The following is a 16,676-nucleotide window of genomic DNA, read 5'->3' on the forward strand; positions in this document are numbered from 1 at the left end:
ATTTTGAGCCCAATCATGGGGAGGTGACACCCCCCTCGACAAGATTTGCAACACTCTGAACGAAATGTCACTCAGCATTCCAACGTAAAATGTAGGTATGGTTTACAGCGGCTGCTGGCGATCGCTCACGTGTTGGAGAGGCTGGTTCTATGACTCGGGCTGTCATCAAATTTTCTTCCGAAGACTGCGGCGTGTGCCACAAAATGTCGTTTTATGACCAGAAGGTGGTCGAAGAACTGGGGTTGGAGTTCGTCAGCGTGAAGATGCAGGACACGGCAACCTATCGCAAATACCGCAAGATTTTGCTGGCGCAGTATCCTGACAAAGCAGATATGGGTTGGCCCACCTACCTGATTTGCGATAACCCCGACAGTGACTTTAAAATTCTGGGCGAAGTCAAAGGTGGACATCCCAAAGGAGAATTTCGCAGTCGCTTGCAAGAAGTGATGGCAGCGACGAATTAGACAAGGGAACTAGACAAGAAATGCTGTAGGTTTCGCGTTTGTAGGGACGTTACAGGTAGCGTCCCTACAAGAAGAAAGTTTAGCCCTTGATCTTATAGTGATTGACTTCCAGGACGGAACCAATCATCGCGATCGTCATGACATCCTTGCGGATCTGACCTTCAACGCTGACCTTTAATCCTGCGTGTTGGAGTTCTTTAGGGGCTTTGTGCAGTTCATAGGTTTCGCCACTGGTACTGACGAGTGCCCAGGTGCCAGTACCAAAGCCCTTACGCTCGATCGTGCCTTCTACTTTGATGGTATCGCTCATGTCGATTGAACTCCTGGTTTAACAGCAAGACGCGCCAGGGCAAAGCAAAGCAACGCGTTCATAATGAGGAACCCACGGGCGATCGTGCCATCGCCTAACCACATGACGGACGGGGATGTGACGGCACTGACGCCAAGGCAAGCAGCGACGCCAATCGTTGTCCCGATCGCAAACCATTTCCACTGCGCGTGCCCCAACAGCAGCACAATCAACCCTAGCGGAATCAACACACTGGCAAACAGCGGATTCAAGGCGCTGCTTCCTTGCAACGCACTGCCTAATTCTGGAATCGAGCTACCGAGAGCGCGGAACGGCCATTGAGGCGCATCAAACAGATAAAAGCCTTTGAGGAAGAACAAACCAGAACTGCCTGCGACTAAGCCCGTGGAGAGCGACCATCCCCAGGCAAACGGGAAGTAATTCCGCAAGAACCACGCTAAGAGATAAGAGCCAAGCACCATCGCCATCTTAGGCCATAGTGCAATGACGCCACCGTCAATCCAGAAGCGAGGATTGAGGTAGCCGTTATCGCGCAACCAGCGGAAGAAATCGCGGAACGTGATTTGTCCACGAGCTGCAAGCTTCACTGCTGCTGCTGCATCCAACTTGCCTGCACCGTAGTGGTTCAGTGCATCATCTTTAATCTGCAGCGCCGATTGCTTCAGCACGTTTTCAATTGCGTCAGGCTCTTTAATGCCTGCTGCTTTCACCAATGCGGCAACACCAGCCACATGAGGCGCTGCCATGCTGGTACCTTGATAGGACTCAAACACCGACTCGCCTGTTGCAGGGTCGATCGTGTTTTGCAAAATACCACCCGTAGGGTCTTCACCTTCTTTCATGCCACCGGGTGCGGCAAGATCAATGCCAGCACCAAAGTTAGAGTAAGGCGCTTTCGTACCCGCTGGGCTCAAGGCAGAAACCCCAATCACATGGGGATAGCGCGCGGGATAGGAGGCTGCATTCTCACCCGCGTTACCTGCTGCTGCGATCACCACGACTCCTTTCTGATGGGCGTAGTCGATCGCCTCTTGCATTAACTGGCTTTCGCCGCCACCACCCAGGCTCATATTGATGACATCAGCCCCGTTGTCTGCAGCAAAGCGAATCGATTCTGCAATGTCTGCTACTGTACCCCCGCCGCCACCTGACAGCACTTTCAGCGGCATGAGGTTGGCTTTATAAGCAATGCCTGCGACCCCAAACCCATTGTTGGTCGATTGCGCGATCGTGCCTGCAACATGGGTGCCATGACCGTTATCATCGTTGGCTTCTGACTGGTCGTTAACGAAGTCGTAGCCTTTGACGAACTTGGTTTCTTTTAAATCGGGCACTTGACTGACGCCAGTATCAATCACCGCTACCGTAATGCCTTCGCCCTGCGTATCGTCCCAGGCTGCTTCAACATTGATGCTACGCAAGTTCCACTGCTTGCCATAGTCAGGGTCATTAGGCGCCGTGAACGCACTGTATATATAATCAGGCTCAATAAATTCTGTATATTTCTTGACCTCAGACTTTTTCAAGGAGTCCAGTGTGGCGCGATCGCCCTTCACAATAAAAATATGATCCGCGAAGGAAAAGGCGCTATTCAACCGGGGCGTGACGTTATATTTTTGGGCGATCGACTGAACCTGGCTCTCAATCTGAGCGGCTCCAATATCTTCGCGGAAATCTAAAACAATCGAGTCGTAGGTGCCGCGAGCCGCTAAGCCGCTAAAGTTGGAAAGTGCCCAGCCCAGCCCGATTAAGAACAAACCCAGCAGCAAAAGTTTTCTCATAACGTCCCAGCAGGGGTCAAGTTTGACTACTACCATAGCTCACGCTCGTCTTGAATGTGCCGTTCGGAGTATTGCAGATGGTTAAGGAAGGAGTGGAGCTTAGGGAGTGGGGAGTGGGGTAAGCAAGGGAAGCAATTCAAGATTCAAAATTCAAAACTCAAAACTTTTAGCCTTCAGCCTTCACCTCTTCCGGTGTCACCATAATCTGCCCCTGACAGCGAATTTGTCCCGGTTCCAGACTGAGCCTTTGCAGCGAGACATCAGCACCCAGATCGAATGCAAAGCCGTCCAGGTCACGAAGGGGCATGCCTTGGCGAGCCTTGGCGTGAGGGAGCCAATGTGGGCGATCGAGATGAAGCTGATTCCCCTTGCTTAAACGCAAGCCAGTGCGAATAATCACAGTCGTTGGCTGTTTGCTGACTGTTACCAGGGTAGCGGCCAACGTGACGTAGCCCTCTCCCAGTAACACCTGCGGATCTTTCAGTTGAATGTCTTGCGGAGTGTGCTGCATTAGATCATCGCCTTCGACGGTTGTGTCGCCTTGCGCTGGCTCATCCGATCGCAGCAGTGTCAACAGAAATTCAATGACACCCTGCGCTAGTAACGGTGCCTGCAAGGACTGGTTCAAATCAGCTTCGTACACCAGCACATCACCCGCGATCGGGAAGGCTTGGGTCAAGCGCAACGGTTTACCACGCAAAACCTGAGCAAAGTTTGTGCAGATCTGCTCCCCGATGAGGCTCACCTGACTGAGGTGCAAGCCTCGATAAACCGCATTGCGGGCAGAGACAGAGACTCCACTGATGCGACCCGATAAGATCTGTCGATCGCCCGCCTCAATGGTGAGTTGGAGGTCGTCTACGTGCTCAAGTTGCGATCGCAGCCAAAGCCGGACGGCTGGAGACAGAACCGTGCTGATCAGACGGCTTTGGTTAGCCATAGAAAACGTTAAGCCTTTAGCGAACAGGATGGTGCAAGCGATGCACCTCAAGCAAGGTGCAGAACGCATTGTTCAGTTATGTAGCAGCAAACGATACAGTCGCTGCCAGCCTTACGAGTATACCGACAGGGCATAACTGACAGAAAACATCTCCCAAAAATCGCCCCTAGCAGGTGGTTGCAACCGCAGAGTACCGCAAACGTTTTAAACGCCAAGGGCTTTGTGCTTCTGAATCTGCGATCGCGACAACCAAGTTCCAAGAACACCTACCAAGTCAAGAGAGGGATCAATTGTCAGCGAATCACGATCGTGCGATCCCGGTATTGAGCAAATGTCATGATTTTGTGACATTACGATCCCCGACACACCCGAGAACACGTATAAATGCCTAAAATTTACGTTCTGCCCCCTTGACCCAACTTTTAAGTTGCCGCAACATAAGCCTAGAAATGTGATCCCCGTACGCCTGCCTGCGCGACCCCAAAACGTATCAGAAGTAACTGTTTAAAGCAGAAATGACCATCAACAAAGACTTAAATCGGAGACGCATCGATCATGACAAAAGAACGTCCGCCGCTTGAGGACATGACGCTACGGCAGCTTCGTCGAGTTGCCAGTGAATACGGTGTTTCGCGCTATAGCCGTATGCGTAAAGAGCAGCTCCTGGACTCGATTCAGGAAATTCAGCGTAGTCAAGGTTCATCTACCCCAGGCAGACCATTGGAGACCCAAGCAGAAGTGGAAGCAGCAAAATTTGATCTCGGGCAAGACGATCGTGTCGGTGGTTCGCTAGCAGCCGTTGATGAAGGCTTGGCAGATCTTCCGGCGGGCTATGGCGAAAGCCGTATCGTCCTCATGCCCCGTGATCCACAGTGGGCTTACACATACTGGGACATCCCCAATGAACATAAAGAAGCTTTACGTCGCCAGGGTGGGTTACAGATTGCCCTGCGCATCTATGATGTGACGGCTGTTAATTTGGCGTATCAGTCGCCGCACAGCATTCAAGAGTATCCTGCAGATGAGCTATCGCGGGAGTGGTATTTGCCCATCCCAGTGAGCGATCGTGATTACGTCGTGGATATTGGTTATCGGTGTGCGGATGGACGTTGGCTGGTTCTCGCCCGTTCTGCCCCGGTTCGCGTACCTCCTGTGTATCCTTCTGACTGGATTGAAGACCAATTCATCACCGTTGGTTGGGAGGAACCATTGGCTGGCAAGACCTTCCTGGAGCTTGTGCCACCCAGTCATCGCGCGGTTGGCACTGGTGTTGGTGTAGGGACGGGGACAGGTAATGCTATCTATGACCAGATTTTTGGTTTGGCAGAAACCACTGAAGCTCAGCGGGTTGCAGGTTCGCTCTATGGCTCCATGCAGCAGGTGCCTGTGCACGAGCAGGCAATCAGTTCCTACGTTTTCCCGTCTGGTGTTGGTATGTGGGCAGTCCCCACAACCTCGGGGCTGACAGCATCGGGCATCGGGATGTCTGGGGTTGGGTTCTCCGCCTCTGCGCCACCGATTCGTCCTCGCCAATTTTGGCTCGTTGCGGATGCTGAACTCATCGTTTACGGCGCAACGGAACCGGATGCAACAGTAACGATCGGTGGTCGCCCCATCAAGCTCAACTCTGACGGCACCTTCCGCTTCCAAATGTCCTTCCAGGATGGCTTGATCGACTATCCCATTCTGGCCGTTGCGGCGGATGGGGAGCAGAACCGCGCGATCCACATGAAGTTCACCCGCGAAACCCCTGAGCGGAGAACCAATACGAAAGCAGAAGCCGTTCAAGAGTGGCTTGCATAGCCTAGCGAAATTGAATGTTTCGTACCCCCTTGCCCCCGATCGCGCGATCGGGGGCTTTTTTGAGGCTTGTATGAACAGACAACCTTTGAGTCAGAATGAGTTTTAAGCAAAGCTATTAGCTATCAGCCCATTAGCTTTCAGTCTGACCGCTGACCGCTGACCGCTAATCGCTACAAGGTATGAGATTTTCCTTTATAGCTACTTAAATGCCTTACCTGCTAAACGCCTTGCTGAGAGGGCTAACCCTACTGATCAGTGGCGTTACCTGCTTTCTCACTGCCTGGATTGTTGTGCCTGCACCAACCTTTGCGCTGCTGCCGTTGGGTGTCGGTGCGCCAGAAATCAGCCCCTGGTTGATAGTGGCAAATGCGATCGCGGCCCTACTGGCATTACGGTACGTTCGTAAAAGTTGGCTGTTTCGCTTTGTGCTCGCCTGTAGCCTTTTTAGCTTGACCATCAGCACGTTACCCTTAAGCCAGTTTGCAGCTGCTAATCAACGAGCTGAAACCAGCATTGGAACTGCATTAGGAACCGACTACCTGACACAAATTGCTCCTGCTGTACAGGGACAAATGCGTGCTAAGCCGTTCGTTCTCATGGATGCATTGCGGGGTATTCCCGAACAACTAGTACGTACGACCGTCGGGATACCTGTTGCAGCGCCTGATGGAGTGCCTTTAACGCTGACGGTTTATCGTGCACCACAGACAGGCAAGCATCCGACGATAGTGGTCATTTACGGTGGCGCATGGCAACGTGGTAACCCGAATGATGATGCGCCGTTCAGTCGCTACATGGCAGCCCGGGGCTATACGGTGGTGGCGATCGACTACCGTCATGCACCTCGCTACCAATTTCCAGCACAGCTTGAGGATGTAAAAACGGCGCTGACTTATATTCAGCAGCACGCAGATGATTTAGAGGTTGACACGCAACGACTGGCTCTTATGGGGCGATCGGCAGGCGCACATCTAGCCATGCTGGCAGCGTATCAAACCAGTCCCATCTCAATCCGAGCCGTGGTAAATTACTACGGCCCCGTTGACCTGACGAAGGGCTACTATGATTTGCCCAGCCCTGACCCCATCAATAGTCGGGCTGTACTGAATGCGTTCTTAGGTGGATCGCCAGAACAGTTTCCTGAGCTTTATCGGCAGGCTTCTCCCTACAATTATGTTTCTTCTGGTGAGCTTTTTTACGGAAATCATCCTGTCATTCCGCGACTACCGCCTTCACTGCTCATCTATGGTGGGCGTGACCATTTGGTGCAGGCTAAGTTTGGGCGATCGCTCTACGATCGGCTACAGGCAACAGGTACTCGTGCCGTCTGGCTCGAAATTCCCTGGGCGGAACATGCCTTTGACAAAGTGTTCAACGGTGTGAGTAACCAGTTGGCGCTTTACTACACGGAACGTTTTCTAGCGTGGACGTTGCGGTAGCTACAGCACGCTCTTCATCACCAACGGTCCCGCTGGCACGGGAGGAGCTGTCGCAGATTCAGCGGTGATGAGCATTTGTGGAGCGCTGGCACTGCAGACGGCTTCTGGTAACGACCATTGCACGGTGCCTGTACGATTGTTATTGAACTGGCCGCAATACGTGGGTTTGCTTGCCCCTTTGGCGATCGCCCAGAGGCGATAGGCTTTTCCTGCAGGCAATGCAGGTAAATTTTGCACCAACGCCACAGCGGTTTTATGGCTTGAGTTGACCACCAGGCTACCAGCGGCAGTCGCAGCTTTATCAGTGCCTCTCAGCGTATAAACAACGCTGTCGGGTTGCTGGAGCGTAGCGACAATCGCCTGGTCAGCCTGTACGCTCTGACGAAGACGATGGTTGTCTACCAGGAGAGCGATCGCTGCCAGTGCCGCAATGGCTCCAGCTGCCTGTAACCAAAGCCCACGGTGACGGAACGGTATTACACGTGACTGAGCAACGTCTTGAGAGCCACTGATCGGCAATGAACTAGAGTTGGGGGGCAGTAGTTGGTTCTCAAGCGATCGACCGGGTAAGGTTGGAAGGGTTGCGAGCGGTGGTCTCTCTGCTGGTTCCGCTGCTAACCGTTGAAACAGTCGGTCTTTTAAATCCACTGCCATCGGCACCATAGGCGCACTGTAAGGCAGGGTATTCACCGTGATTTGATGTTCTGCTAGCTCAGCTGCCAATTCTGGATTTTCGATCGCTTGCGCCTCAACCCAGCGACGCTCATCGTCGTCCAGCAGGTTGAGTGCATACAGCGGAGCCAGTTCACAAAAACAGCGGTCTTCAGCGTTCATTACATTCTAATGGTCTAGATTCTTATCCTAGCTTGGCTCCCAGTTACCGAGAGCCACTCGCAATTTACTCAAACCCAATCGAACGCGCGTTTTAACCGTACCCAGAGAAAGGTTCGTTTGCGCGGCAATTTCTACCTGGGTGAGCCCCTTGTAATAGGCCAACTCGATCACCTGGCGTTGCTCTTCAGGCAGTTGGCTGAGGGCTGCTAGCACCCGATCGCGTCGTTCTAAAATCAAGACGTTCTCAACAGGATCTACGCCAGGAGTACTTGCTTGGATCTCTGCTAAATTCTCTGACGCAAGTGTAACCTTGGTAACTCGCTGAAAACTGCGGAGCCGATCCAAAACGCGACTGCGAGTCATCATAAACAGCCAGCTATCAACCCGACCCTTAGCAACGTCATAGCGGGCGGCGGTGCGCCACACCTGAGCAAATACATCTAAAACAACTTCTTCGCTTTCTTCAGCCGATCGCAAACTTTTGAAAGCAACGGCATATAGCACTCGCGCATAGCGATCGTACAGTGCTGACAAAGCTGCCTGATCGTGCTGGGCAACTCGGATCAGGAGATCGGCTTCATCTGAGGGTGGTTCGGTCGCCATTCAGGGGTAATGACATCCTACATCGCTTGCAGTTTGGGATGTTCCGCTTTATGCAAGAACAGGCATGATGCCATTTAACCACAAGACGGCAAAGCGAAAGCCAGCCTGCTTAGCGAAAATAGCTTGAGCCACTGTGGGTAATTCTGGGCTGATACAGGCGATCGCGCATCCGTCTGGCCTTCAGTTTGGCCTGCCAATCTCGGATCGCCATTGCAGTCCGTGCGACCGGAGGCACATAGCTGTCAGCAGTCGCTTCATCTGCGGTGGCAGGATGTAGAAAAGGCTTAGGTTTAATATTCATACAATGCACAAGATTGTCAAAATAAGGCTCTAGCTCTAGCGCTCGAATAACCTCATCGACCGACTGAAACCGCTCTTGTGGCGACACTTTCAACATCTTGCTCAAGACTGTGCCGAAGTGTTCGCTGACCGAAACATACTCACTCCAACGCACATCGCCCGTCAAAAATTCGTAGTCAAACTCTAGCGGCGGTTTACCTGATAACAGATAAAGACAGGTCACGCCCAGAGCGTAGATATCACTAGAGTAAATCGGGCGAGACGCCAGTTGCTCTGGTGGCGCGAACCCAAGTGTACCCACAAACTGCGTCGTGGTTGGTTTAGCACCCGAATCGCTAATTTTTGCAATCTGCTCTTTCACCGCACCAAAATCAATGAGCACCAACCTGCCATCATCGCGGCAACGGATCAAATTGGGCGGTTTGATATCTCGATGAATGACACGATTGTTGTGGACGTACTGTAATAAGGGTAAAAACTCACGCAAAAATTGTTTCACGCCCGCTTCAGAAAACGGTCCGTAGCGCTTCACGGTTTTGGTGAGCGTGAACCCGCGAACGTATTCTTGCACCAGATAAAATTCGCCTGCTGTCTCGAAGTAATTCAGCAATTGTGGAATCTGCGCATGACTACCAAGCTTGCTGAGGGTTGCAGCTTCCTTTTCAAAGCGCTTACGGGCCTGCTGCAGCGCAACGGCATCATTCACTTTGGGGCAAAGCTGCTTAATCACGCAGAGAGGCTGTCCAGGAAGCGCCGCATCCCTTGCCAAGAAAGTAATGCCAAAGCCACCCCGACCGAGAATCTTCAAAATTTCGTAGCGATCGAGAAAACGCTGTCCCGATCCACACAGCTTACCCAGATGAGTCTGGTCGAGTAGATCGGCACGAAAGTCAAATAGATCAGTCACCGAACGATTCATTCAGAGAGCCCGGTAGTTGCGAACACGTCGGTCAGAGCCCGGAGGCTACCAAATGAGCCGACTACGGCATCAGTCATGACAGTGGGACAACGACCTAGCATGTAAAGGTTTGCCGCTTTAGTGCCAACCAAGTCTTAGTCTAAGTTCCATCTGCTCCCAGTTTAGGAACAAACCAGAGGCTGTGGACAAAATCTTTAAAGTTCATCGTCTGTAGAACCGCTAGAGGCGATGGTGCTATGCACCTGTTGACCACGCATCTGTCAAGCTATAGCCAAGCTCTCCCAGCATTTGTCGCAACAGTGGCAAACTAAGACCAATGACGTTGCTGTGACAGCCTTCCAGCTTTTCGACAAACGAACCGCCTTTCCCTTCTAACGCAAAGCCTCCGGCGCAGTTGAGTGGTTCCCCAGTCGCAACATAGGCGGCAATCTGACGATCGCTCACTGAGGCAAAGTGAACATGGGTGATCTGGCAGCGGACAAGTGGGGCACGGGAGGAGGATGGAGGAAAGACCAGCAGTGCATGTCCCGTATAGAGGCTACCGACCTGACCGCGCATTTGCTGCCAACGAGCGATCGCTTCCTCTGCATTGGCTGGCTTGCCGTGGATGTCGCCATTCACGGCTAAGACAGAATCACACCCCAAGATCAGCCTTTCTGCGGAACGGCTGCTATTCAATTGTTCTGCGATGGCTGCTGCCTTGCTGAGTGCTAGCGTCTCAACGAGCGCAACTGGATCAGTTGTTTGCACTTGAGACTCATCAAAGTGACTGGGGCGAACGATCGGTTCAATGCCAACACTTTGCAGTAACCTGAGCCGCGCAGGCGATGCAGACGCAAGAATGAACTGTGGAAAACCCATGCTTAATCCACTTTGAAAGACTTCACAGTTTTCTCCAACAACGTCTGCATTTTTCCCCAGCGTTTTTCTGAGGTAGAGGCATTAAAGGTGTAAAGTTTACCCCGGCTAACGGCGACACTTGCCAAATTATGACGTTCGCGATCGCCCACTTTGACGGCATACTCAAGCAGGTAATAGAGCTTGTCTCCAACCGTACGCGACTCAGCATTCACTAATTCGGCTGTGCGCCCAGAGTTGGGTGGGGCGATCGCACTTTTGCCCAACTGATAACCCACTTCACCGGGACTGCCCAATTCGGTCAGCGTTTTGTTGCCAGTCACGGGGTTGATGACCACGCTCACATTCTCTGTTTGCTCAATAATGTCGTGAAAGACTACATCGGGGCCACTCGTAACGCTGACGGGCAGCCAACCGTTAGGATAAAGAAACTTGTAACCATCAATGCTGTCCACGTAGGGCTTCAAGCCACCAGTTGGGGTAACACAGCCTTGAAGGCTCAGGCTGATGACCACTAACATCACTGCCAATATTCGTTTGAGCATCAATTCAATTTCCCCTCAGCCATCTTTGCAAGCAGCAAACACGAATCGTCCTGTGCCAGCCTTGCCTCATTCTCTCATTACTATGACGTGTTATGACTACAGCCTCACCCTTGCTTGCGGCTGGGAACTTTCGACCAATTTCGAGCGTAGTGTAATAAAACGGCGAGAAATCGTACACTATAAGGTTGCACGGTTCCAGCGCGATCGCGGCTTCAAACGCTCGCTCGCTGCACGACAAAAACTTGTCTACATGAGAATCGTTCGTCTTGTCAATCCTGATTTCGCTAAAATCCTGCTGGATACTAAACCAGTGAGTTAAGAGTCATGAAGCGTGTCAGAGCTAGAACTGGAGTAACCATGTTGAGCGATCGCCAAACTCGGTTATTGCGTTCAGTTCACTATCTAAGCCAGTTGGAATGGATGTTCCCGTGAGTGTAATGCAGTTAAATAGTCCACCCGTTCAGTCAACACCTTTAATTCTTGATAGTCTGCCCAACCCCTCGCTTGTGGATGAGAACTGCCCTCGCCGAGCAAGACTGGAAATTGATTTGCTACTGCTAGCGATCGAGGCGCTGGACTTGAGCGGGTCAGAAGCCATTCTGATCATGGCAAATGAGTTAGAGCTTCAGAGCATGATCAAAAATCGGGTTTCGTTGTGGCGTTTACGCAGCACGAACCCGCTGCGGCGCTACAGTCAGCGTCGTCCCCTGACCCTAACAGAAGCAAAAGCCCTGGTAATTGTCGGTTGCTATCTGGCACGCCGCTTGACTGTACTGCTTCGACAACTTTTGCTAGCGTCCCAACAACTCAGTGACAAGCAGCTATCCATGGAACACCACTTTCGGCTGAGTGAGTATCTGGAGCGGTTCCGCGCCCATTTCCGTTCGCGGATGAACCCCAAACGTGCACTCGTCGCCGCTTATAACTCTGACGAAAAGCTGGATGAACTGGCGCTAAATCTACTGACACAGCTGCTGTTCTGTACCGGTACTTACGGCATGCAGCGATTTTGGGCCAGCCTGTTCGACGGAGAAGTGGCATGAGCATTCAGCGTCAATACAGCTTACCAAACTGCAGCCTGGTTCTGGAAGGATGGGGTGATACGGTTGTGACGAACCAGTCAGAGGCGCGTCCTTTGATGTCTCAACTAATGAGCGTTGAGTGTCATCTCGTGGGCGAAGAAAAACCGCTGTCGGGTGGACGTGAGTTTCTTGAAAGCTTGACTACGGCTGTGAGCCTTTACGCTCAGGAACTGCTGAGTGGGATTCGTACTTTTAAAAAAGGGTCTCAAACACCCACACAGCTAGTGCAGTTGGAGCGGTTGGGGCATCACTACCATCGGTTAAGTGTGCTGCCGCCCGATGCCGATCCTGGCTCTGGTATTGCGACTCATCTTACCCGACAGGTTGACTTGACGACCGTGCAGTTGTTTGACCTGGTAGAAGCGATCGATCAATTTTTTGCAGATACTCAAACCTTGCCGGATTTGGCTCTCCACGTCGTACCGCTTGCGAAACGCTCTGTTCGTAGTAGTGAACCCGTTGCGCAACAAGCAGTGCCGGCTGCGATCGGAGCCTCAGGATTGGCCTTAGCCGCGCTTGCGTTCTTTTTCATTCCCACCCCCCAGGTACGCCAGCCAGAGGATCTGGTGCCCAAAGCCAGCACGACTTCTAGCACAACTGGTACGCCCTCTCCTAGCACTAGTCCACCGACGCCGATCGCCAGTGGCTCGCCAAAACCCAGCCCGACCAGTACGCCAACGACCACTCCTAGCCCAACTCCAACGACGACGCAGCCCGATCTGACCCAGCTAGAGGCAACGCTGACCGCTGCTCCCGAAATCACTGATTCGGCGCAAATCCAAACCTTGCAGAAGCAGTTAGCGACCCAGCTTGATCAAGCGTGGAAAAATCGTACAGCTCTTAAGCAAGACCTCGTTTACCGGGTTGGCGTTGTGAAGGACGGTGCCATTGTTGGCTACAAGCCCATCACCCCAGGTACCCCAGCGGATGCGCAGCAAACACCTTTACCCAATCTGCTGTACATTCCGTCTAATGGTTCGCAGTCAACCAAAGAGCCGATCGCGCAGTATAAGGTGGTTTTCACCTCAAGGGGTGTTGTTGACGTAGCGCCCTGGAAGAGCACGATTGCTAGTCCACTGACTGGGATTACAGAAATCACTGATGCTGCTCAGATTACGGCTCTTCAACCCAAGCTCTACGACCAAATCGACAAAAATTGGCAAAGCAAACCGAGCTTCAAAAAAGATCTAGTTTTCCGAGTACGGGTGACCCAGGACGGCACGATCGTAGACTACAAGCCAAATACTCAGCCCGCTGCTGATTACGACAAAGAAACACCACTGCCCCAACTGGGTAAACTTGCAGCTGACGGCGATGCTGGCACGGCTCAGGTGCCCCTTGCTCTGTTCAAAGTTGTCTTTAAGCCAGACGGTAAGCTCGAAGTTAGCCCGTGGCGTGGTCGGAGAGATTCGCAGTAGGGAAGACAGAGATAGGGAAGCTCATTCTTCCCTCGCGCAGCACCAATAGTTATGAATATTATCTTCTTCGGTACGCCTGCCTTTGCCGTCCCTAGCTTAGAGCGCTTGTTGTCACACCCGGACTTCACCGTCCTGGGTGTAGTGACTCAGCCTGATAAGCGACGGGGTCGAGGCAACCAACTCACCCCCTCACCGATCAAAGCGATCGCGCAGGCGCACAACCTGCCTTTATATCAGCCCAAGAGCGTCAAAAAAGATGAAGAGACCTTAGACAAGCTGCGTCTAGCGCAAGCAGATGCGTTTGTGGTGGTCGCCTATGGGCAAATCCTCTCGCAGGCCATTCTCGACATGCCACGTCTGGGCTGTATCAATGCCCACGGCTCCATTTTGCCGTGCTATCGCGGTGCAGCTCCCATCCAGTGGAGTTTATATCACGGTGAGGCGGAGACGGGTATTACCACCATGCTGATGAACGCTGGCATGGATACAGGGCCAATGTTGCTGACAGTGCGTACGCCAATCGCGCTGCTGGAAAACTTCGATGATCTGGCGGCACGCTTGGCACCGATCGGAGCCGATCTGCTTATTGAAACGCTGCAGAAGCTAAGCCAGCAAACTATTCAGCCGCTACTGCAGGATGACACGCAAGCAACCTACGCACCACTCATCAAAAAAGAGGCTTACTGGCTGGATTGGTCACGGAGCGCGATCGCGCTGCATAACCAGATCCGTGGCTTTTACCCTGCCTGTAGCGCCACGTTTCGAGGCGATGCCCTCAAAATCGTGGCAACCGCTCCTCTAGCGTCTGCATACTGGTCTCAATTGCCCCCAGCGCTCAGCGTGATCGCCCAAGCCTGGTCACCAGTGGCAACGGCAAAACCTGGCGAAGTAGTCGGGTTGCTGAAAGGGGAAGGCGCGATCGTGCAGACTGGCGAAGGGGTGCTGCTACTACGTACCGTGCAATTGCCTGGTAAACGTCCCCAATCTGGCTGGGACTTTTCTAATGGCACTCGACTAGCATTGGGTGACGTGCTGGGGAATGGCGGATGAGGGAAAGTGCCGGCAAGGAATGTTCTTTGAAGCTCATTCTGACTCTGGGTAGTAAGGCTGCCAAACACCAGAAAATTTAGCCCTACAAGGATCATAACGAGGCAAACAGCGTGGGGATCACTGCAGGTTAGCGGACGATTACGGTGGGCATACTGAGCGATGGGTATGATATAAATGTTGAGGTTTGTTACTAAATCATTCCTTAGCTAGATGCACCTTGCGATCGCACTTTCGTCTCGTTCCGACAATTCATTATTGGATTTGTCATAACTTGCAACCTGCTCACTGCTCTTGCACAGCAGGTTTTTTAATGTGCGTTTGCTCAAGCGACCTACACCTGGAGAGAACAATCGATTCATGACTGCGACAGTAAGCCCCAATAACCTAACATTCACACCACTGAGCCCTGATCTGCGTCTGAAAGACATTCTGAAAACATTGCCTAAAGAATGCTTTCAGAAAGATATGAGAAAAGCCTGGACATCAGTTTTAACCAACATCCTGATGGTTGGCTTAGGCTATGTCAGTATTGCGATCGCACCCTGGTTTTTGTTACCGATCGCCTGGATTTTTACCGGAACGGCACTCACAGGCTTTTTTGTGATTGCTCATGACTGTGGGCATCGATCGTTTGCCAAACAGCGTTGGGTGAATGATTGGGTGGGGCATTTGTTCATGCTGCCGCTGCTTTACCCCTTTCATAGCTGGCGTCTTTTGCATAACAAACACCACGACTACACCAACAAAATGGATGTAGATAATGCTTGGCAACCGTTTCGACCTGAGCTCTACGCTTCATTACCCAAGACGATCCAGCTGGCTTACCAGGGCATGCGGGGTCGTTTGTGGTGGCTGGCTTCGATCGTTCATTGGGCGATCATGCACTTTGACCCGTCTAGAGTAGACGCTAAAGATCAAAACAAAATCAGGCTGTCTGTTGCAGTTGTCATCGGCTTCGCGGCGATCGCGTTTCCAGTGCTCTTTGTCACACTTGGCGTCAGTGGCTTCATTAAATTCTGGCTGATGCCCTGGCTGGTTTACCATTTCTGGATGAGCACGTTTACGTTGGTTCACCATACGGCTCCTGATATTGCGTTCCAAGAGCCAGAACAGTGGAACGCGGCTAAAGCGCAACTCACCGGAACCGTTCACTGCGACTATCCGATGTGGGTGGAACGCTTGTGCCATCACATTAATGTTCATATCCCACACCATCTGTCCACCTCTATCCCGTCGTACAACTTGCGGGCTGCGCATCAGAGCCTGCGGGAAAATTGGGGGCCTTACCTCTACGAATGCCGCTTTTCCTGGCCGCTCATGAAGGCGATCACCGATCAGTGCCACTTGTACCACCCGACAGAGTGCTATCAGTCATTCCAGGCTTACAAGCGCCAGACATTAAGTTAGTCGACAGGTATTCTGTCAAGCATTCGTTTCGGGGTTTTTCAACCCCGAAATAGACTACCGCCATCATCTTTGCTTTTTTCTTTCAGCAAGATGAATCATTTATGTGAAGTGGCGTTATCCTGAGGCTAGTCTCAGCCAGAGGGAATGTCAGGCATGCATGCACGATCGCTCGTCAGTTTCAGTTTCCTATTGCTGCTAGCGGCTTGCTCCAGTACTCCTAACAATGAACAAGCTGCTGTGTCATCGCCTTCTGAGGATGGTGCTCTGAAACCTGTTGTCACCGCCCAAAATTTTCCGAAGCCCGTAGTGAGTCCAACGGCACTGCTGCCAGTACCGACGATGCCCGGACTCATTACGCCGACGAATGCTCGGATGCGCGTACCGACAATCGTGACAGGGCGAGCCGACCCCTTTGCGGCAGTCGCTACGGCACCGATTAAACTCTCTGCTACCACTCGTAAGCCAGCGGTCACCCTTCCCAGTCCTTTGCCCGCATCCAACCAAGGGCGGCTGCCAGCATTTAATGCGCCACCGATCGCGCAGGGTACCCTCAACACTCCGCTACCGCCTACACTGTTGCCATCTGCCCCTGTCTCTCGTACTGCAGCGGCCGATGCCATTGAAGTGAGTGGCGTGATCAAAGTTGGCGGCAAGTGGAGCGTAATTATTAAAGAGCCAGACGCTGAAAGCAGCCGCTATGTAAACGCTGGCAGCTATCTAGCCAACGGTCAGGTCTTAGTGAAACGCATTGTGGCGGGTGCAGGCTCTGACCCAATCGTGATTTTGCAGCAGAATGGAGTTGAGGTGACACGATCGATTGGTGGCAGTGCTCGTCTTGCCAGCAAATAGCGAGTCGTGATCCAAACCAGCGGTAGGCGGAAGGCAAAGGTTTAGCGGCTAATTTTGATGTCGCTCACCGCTAT

17 protein-coding genes are annotated in these 16,676 nt (G+C 52.3%); 9 read left to right on the forward strand and 8 right to left on the reverse strand.

Annotated elements, in window-relative coordinates; all coding sequences use genetic code 11:
• The first annotated feature begins 149 nt into the window (after positions 1–149).
• Positions 150–464, forward strand: coding sequence for a thioredoxin family protein (locus C7B82_RS14250; protein WP_106256952.1), 315 nt, complete (start codon positions 150–152; stop codon positions 462–464).
• Positions 465–543: 79 nt separating this feature from the next.
• Here the strand turns inward: C7B82_RS14250 and C7B82_RS14255 are convergent, their stop codons facing one another.
• The 3 genes from C7B82_RS14255 to C7B82_RS14265 all read right to left on the reverse strand — a co-directional run bounded on the left by C7B82_RS14255 (position 544) and on the right by C7B82_RS14265 (position 3,495).
• Positions 544–774 (reverse strand): hypothetical protein, encoded by a 231-nt coding sequence (locus C7B82_RS14255; protein WP_106256953.1) that lies wholly within the window; start codon positions 772–774, stop codon positions 544–546.
• Positions 771–2,555 (reverse strand): S8 family peptidase, encoded by a 1,785-nt coding sequence (locus C7B82_RS14260; RefSeq protein WP_106256954.1) that lies wholly within the window; start codon positions 2,553–2,555, stop codon positions 771–773. The genes C7B82_RS14255 and C7B82_RS14260 overlap by 4 nt, the downstream gene beginning before the upstream one ends.
• Before the next feature lie 166 nt (positions 2,556–2,721).
• A complete protein-coding gene (locus tag C7B82_RS14265) occupies positions 2,722–3,495 on the reverse strand; it encodes an LmeA family phospholipid-binding protein (RefSeq protein ID WP_181357501.1) in 774 nt (257 codons plus the stop codon).
• A 555-nt stretch (positions 3,496–4,050) separates the two neighbouring features.
• Between C7B82_RS14265 and C7B82_RS14270 the strand changes: the two genes are divergently transcribed.
• Together C7B82_RS14270 and C7B82_RS14275 are read left to right on the forward strand one after the other, a co-directional pair.
• On the forward strand, positions 4,051–5,298 hold the full coding sequence (locus tag C7B82_RS14270) for a DUF4912 domain-containing protein (RefSeq protein ID WP_106256956.1): 1,248 nt from the start codon (positions 4,051–4,053) through the stop codon (positions 5,296–5,298).
• A 206-nt stretch (positions 5,299–5,504) separates the two neighbouring features.
• Positions 5,505–6,737: an alpha/beta hydrolase gene (locus C7B82_RS14275; RefSeq protein WP_106256957.1), complete on the forward strand. Its 1,233-nt coding sequence runs from the start codon at positions 5,505–5,507 to the stop codon at positions 6,735–6,737.
• On the opposite strand, the gene C7B82_RS14280 is transcribed toward C7B82_RS14275, so the two are convergent.
• From C7B82_RS14280 to psbP, 5 genes are all read right to left on the reverse strand, one after another.
• Positions 6,738–7,571, reverse strand: a complete 834-nt coding sequence (locus C7B82_RS14280; protein ID WP_106256958.1) for an anti-sigma factor domain-containing protein — start codon at positions 7,569–7,571, stop codon at positions 6,738–6,740. It lies immediately after the preceding gene.
• A 27-nt stretch (positions 7,572–7,598) separates the two neighbouring features.
• Complete coding sequence (locus tag C7B82_RS14285; RefSeq protein WP_106256959.1) at positions 7,599–8,174, reverse strand: sigma-70 family RNA polymerase sigma factor; 576 nt, start codon at positions 8,172–8,174, stop codon at positions 7,599–7,601.
• A gap of 109 nt (positions 8,175–8,283) precedes the next feature.
• Positions 8,284–9,381 (reverse strand): serine/threonine-protein kinase, encoded by a 1,098-nt coding sequence (locus tag C7B82_RS14290; RefSeq protein WP_245939899.1) that lies wholly within the window; start codon positions 9,379–9,381, stop codon positions 8,284–8,286.
• A 246-nt stretch (positions 9,382–9,627) separates the two neighbouring features.
• Entirely contained in the window at positions 9,628–10,254 is a 627-nt protein-coding gene (locus C7B82_RS14295) for a Maf family protein (RefSeq protein WP_106256961.1), read from the reverse strand.
• 2 nt (positions 10,255–10,256) lie between these two features.
• Positions 10,257–10,772 carry a photosystem II reaction center PsbP gene (psbP, locus tag C7B82_RS14300; protein WP_425443608.1) on the reverse strand — a complete coding sequence of 172 codons (516 nt, stop codon included), beginning with the start codon at positions 10,770–10,772 and terminating at the stop codon, positions 10,257–10,259.
• Between psbP and C7B82_RS32325 the strand changes: the two genes are divergently transcribed.
• From C7B82_RS32325 to C7B82_RS14325, 6 genes are all read left to right on the forward strand, one after another.
• Positions 10,759–11,115, forward strand: a complete 357-nt coding sequence (locus C7B82_RS32325; RefSeq protein ID WP_181357509.1) for a hypothetical protein — start codon at positions 10,759–10,761, stop codon at positions 11,113–11,115. The genes psbP and C7B82_RS32325 overlap by 14 nt on opposite strands.
• 118 nt (positions 11,116–11,233) lie before the next feature.
• Positions 11,234–11,839, forward strand: coding sequence for a DUF3038 domain-containing protein (locus C7B82_RS14305; protein WP_219904437.1), 606 nt, complete (start codon positions 11,234–11,236; stop codon positions 11,837–11,839).
• Positions 11,836–13,296: a DUF4335 domain-containing protein gene (locus C7B82_RS14310; protein WP_106256964.1), complete on the forward strand. Its 1,461-nt coding sequence runs from the start codon at positions 11,836–11,838 to the stop codon at positions 13,294–13,296. The genes C7B82_RS14305 and C7B82_RS14310 overlap by 4 nt, the downstream gene beginning before the upstream one ends.
• Before the next feature lie 51 nt (positions 13,297–13,347).
• Positions 13,348–14,346: a methionyl-tRNA formyltransferase gene (gene fmt, locus C7B82_RS14315; RefSeq protein ID WP_106256965.1), complete on the forward strand. Its 999-nt coding sequence runs from the start codon at positions 13,348–13,350 to the stop codon at positions 14,344–14,346.
• 357 nt (positions 14,347–14,703) lie between these two features.
• Positions 14,704–15,753 carry a fatty acid desaturase gene (locus C7B82_RS14320; RefSeq protein ID WP_106256966.1) on the forward strand — a complete coding sequence of 350 codons (1,050 nt, stop codon included), beginning with the start codon at positions 14,704–14,706 and terminating at the stop codon, positions 15,751–15,753.
• 144 nt (positions 15,754–15,897) lie between these two features.
• On the forward strand, positions 15,898–16,602 hold the full coding sequence (locus tag C7B82_RS14325; protein ID WP_106256967.1) for a hypothetical protein: 705 nt from the start codon (positions 15,898–15,900) through the stop codon (positions 16,600–16,602).
• Positions 16,603–16,676 lie beyond the last annotated feature (74 nt).

It is taken from the genome of Stenomitos frigidus ULC18, from assembly GCF_003003795.1.
Taxonomy (GTDB): Bacteria; Cyanobacteriota; Cyanobacteriia; order Leptolyngbyales; family Leptolyngbyaceae; genus Stenomitos; species Stenomitos frigidus_A.

What these genes read in the sequence shown, in the direction of transcription:
- C7B82_RS14250 (WP_106256952.1), top strand. Translation starts at nt 150, where the DNA reads ATGACTCGGGCTGTCATCAAATTTTCTTCCGAAGACTGCGGCGTGTGC.
- C7B82_RS14255 (WP_106256953.1), bottom strand. Translation starts at nt 774, where the DNA reads ATGAGCGATACCATCAAAGTAGAAGGCACGATCGAGCGTAAGGGCTTT.
- C7B82_RS14260 (WP_106256954.1), bottom strand. Translation starts at nt 2,555, where the DNA reads ATGAGAAAACTTTTGCTGCTGGGTTTGTTCTTAATCGGGCTGGGCTGG.
- C7B82_RS14265 (WP_181357501.1), bottom strand. Translation starts at nt 3,495, where the DNA reads ATGGCTAACCAAAGCCGTCTGATCAGCACGGTTCTGTCTCCAGCCGTC.
- C7B82_RS14270 (WP_106256956.1), top strand. Translation starts at nt 4,051, where the DNA reads ATGACAAAAGAACGTCCGCCGCTTGAGGACATGACGCTACGGCAGCTT.
- C7B82_RS14275 (WP_106256957.1), top strand. Translation starts at nt 5,505, where the DNA reads ATGCCTTACCTGCTAAACGCCTTGCTGAGAGGGCTAACCCTACTGATC.
- C7B82_RS14280 (WP_106256958.1), bottom strand. Translation starts at nt 7,571, where the DNA reads ATGAACGCTGAAGACCGCTGTTTTTGTGAACTGGCTCCGCTGTATGCA.
- C7B82_RS14285 (WP_106256959.1), bottom strand. Translation starts at nt 8,174, where the DNA reads ATGGCGACCGAACCACCCTCAGATGAAGCCGATCTCCTGATCCGAGTT.
- C7B82_RS14295 (WP_106256961.1), bottom strand. Translation starts at nt 10,254, where the DNA reads ATGGGTTTTCCACAGTTCATTCTTGCGTCTGCATCGCCTGCGCGGCTC.
- C7B82_RS32325 (WP_181357509.1), top strand. Translation starts at nt 10,759, where the DNA reads ATGACCACTAACATCACTGCCAATATTCGTTTGAGCATCAATTCAATT.
- psbP (WP_425443608.1), bottom strand. Translation starts at nt 10,772, where the DNA reads ATGTTAGTGGTCATCAGCCTGAGCCTTCAAGGCTGTGTTACCCCAACT.
- C7B82_RS14305 (WP_219904437.1), top strand. Translation starts at nt 11,234, where the DNA reads ATGCAGTTAAATAGTCCACCCGTTCAGTCAACACCTTTAATTCTTGAT.
- C7B82_RS14310 (WP_106256964.1), top strand. Translation starts at nt 11,836, where the DNA reads ATGAGCATTCAGCGTCAATACAGCTTACCAAACTGCAGCCTGGTTCTG.
- fmt (WP_106256965.1), top strand. Translation starts at nt 13,348, where the DNA reads ATGAATATTATCTTCTTCGGTACGCCTGCCTTTGCCGTCCCTAGCTTA.
- C7B82_RS14320 (WP_106256966.1), top strand. Translation starts at nt 14,704, where the DNA reads ATGACTGCGACAGTAAGCCCCAATAACCTAACATTCACACCACTGAGC.
- C7B82_RS14325 (WP_106256967.1), top strand. Translation starts at nt 15,898, where the DNA reads ATGTCAGGCATGCATGCACGATCGCTCGTCAGTTTCAGTTTCCTATTG.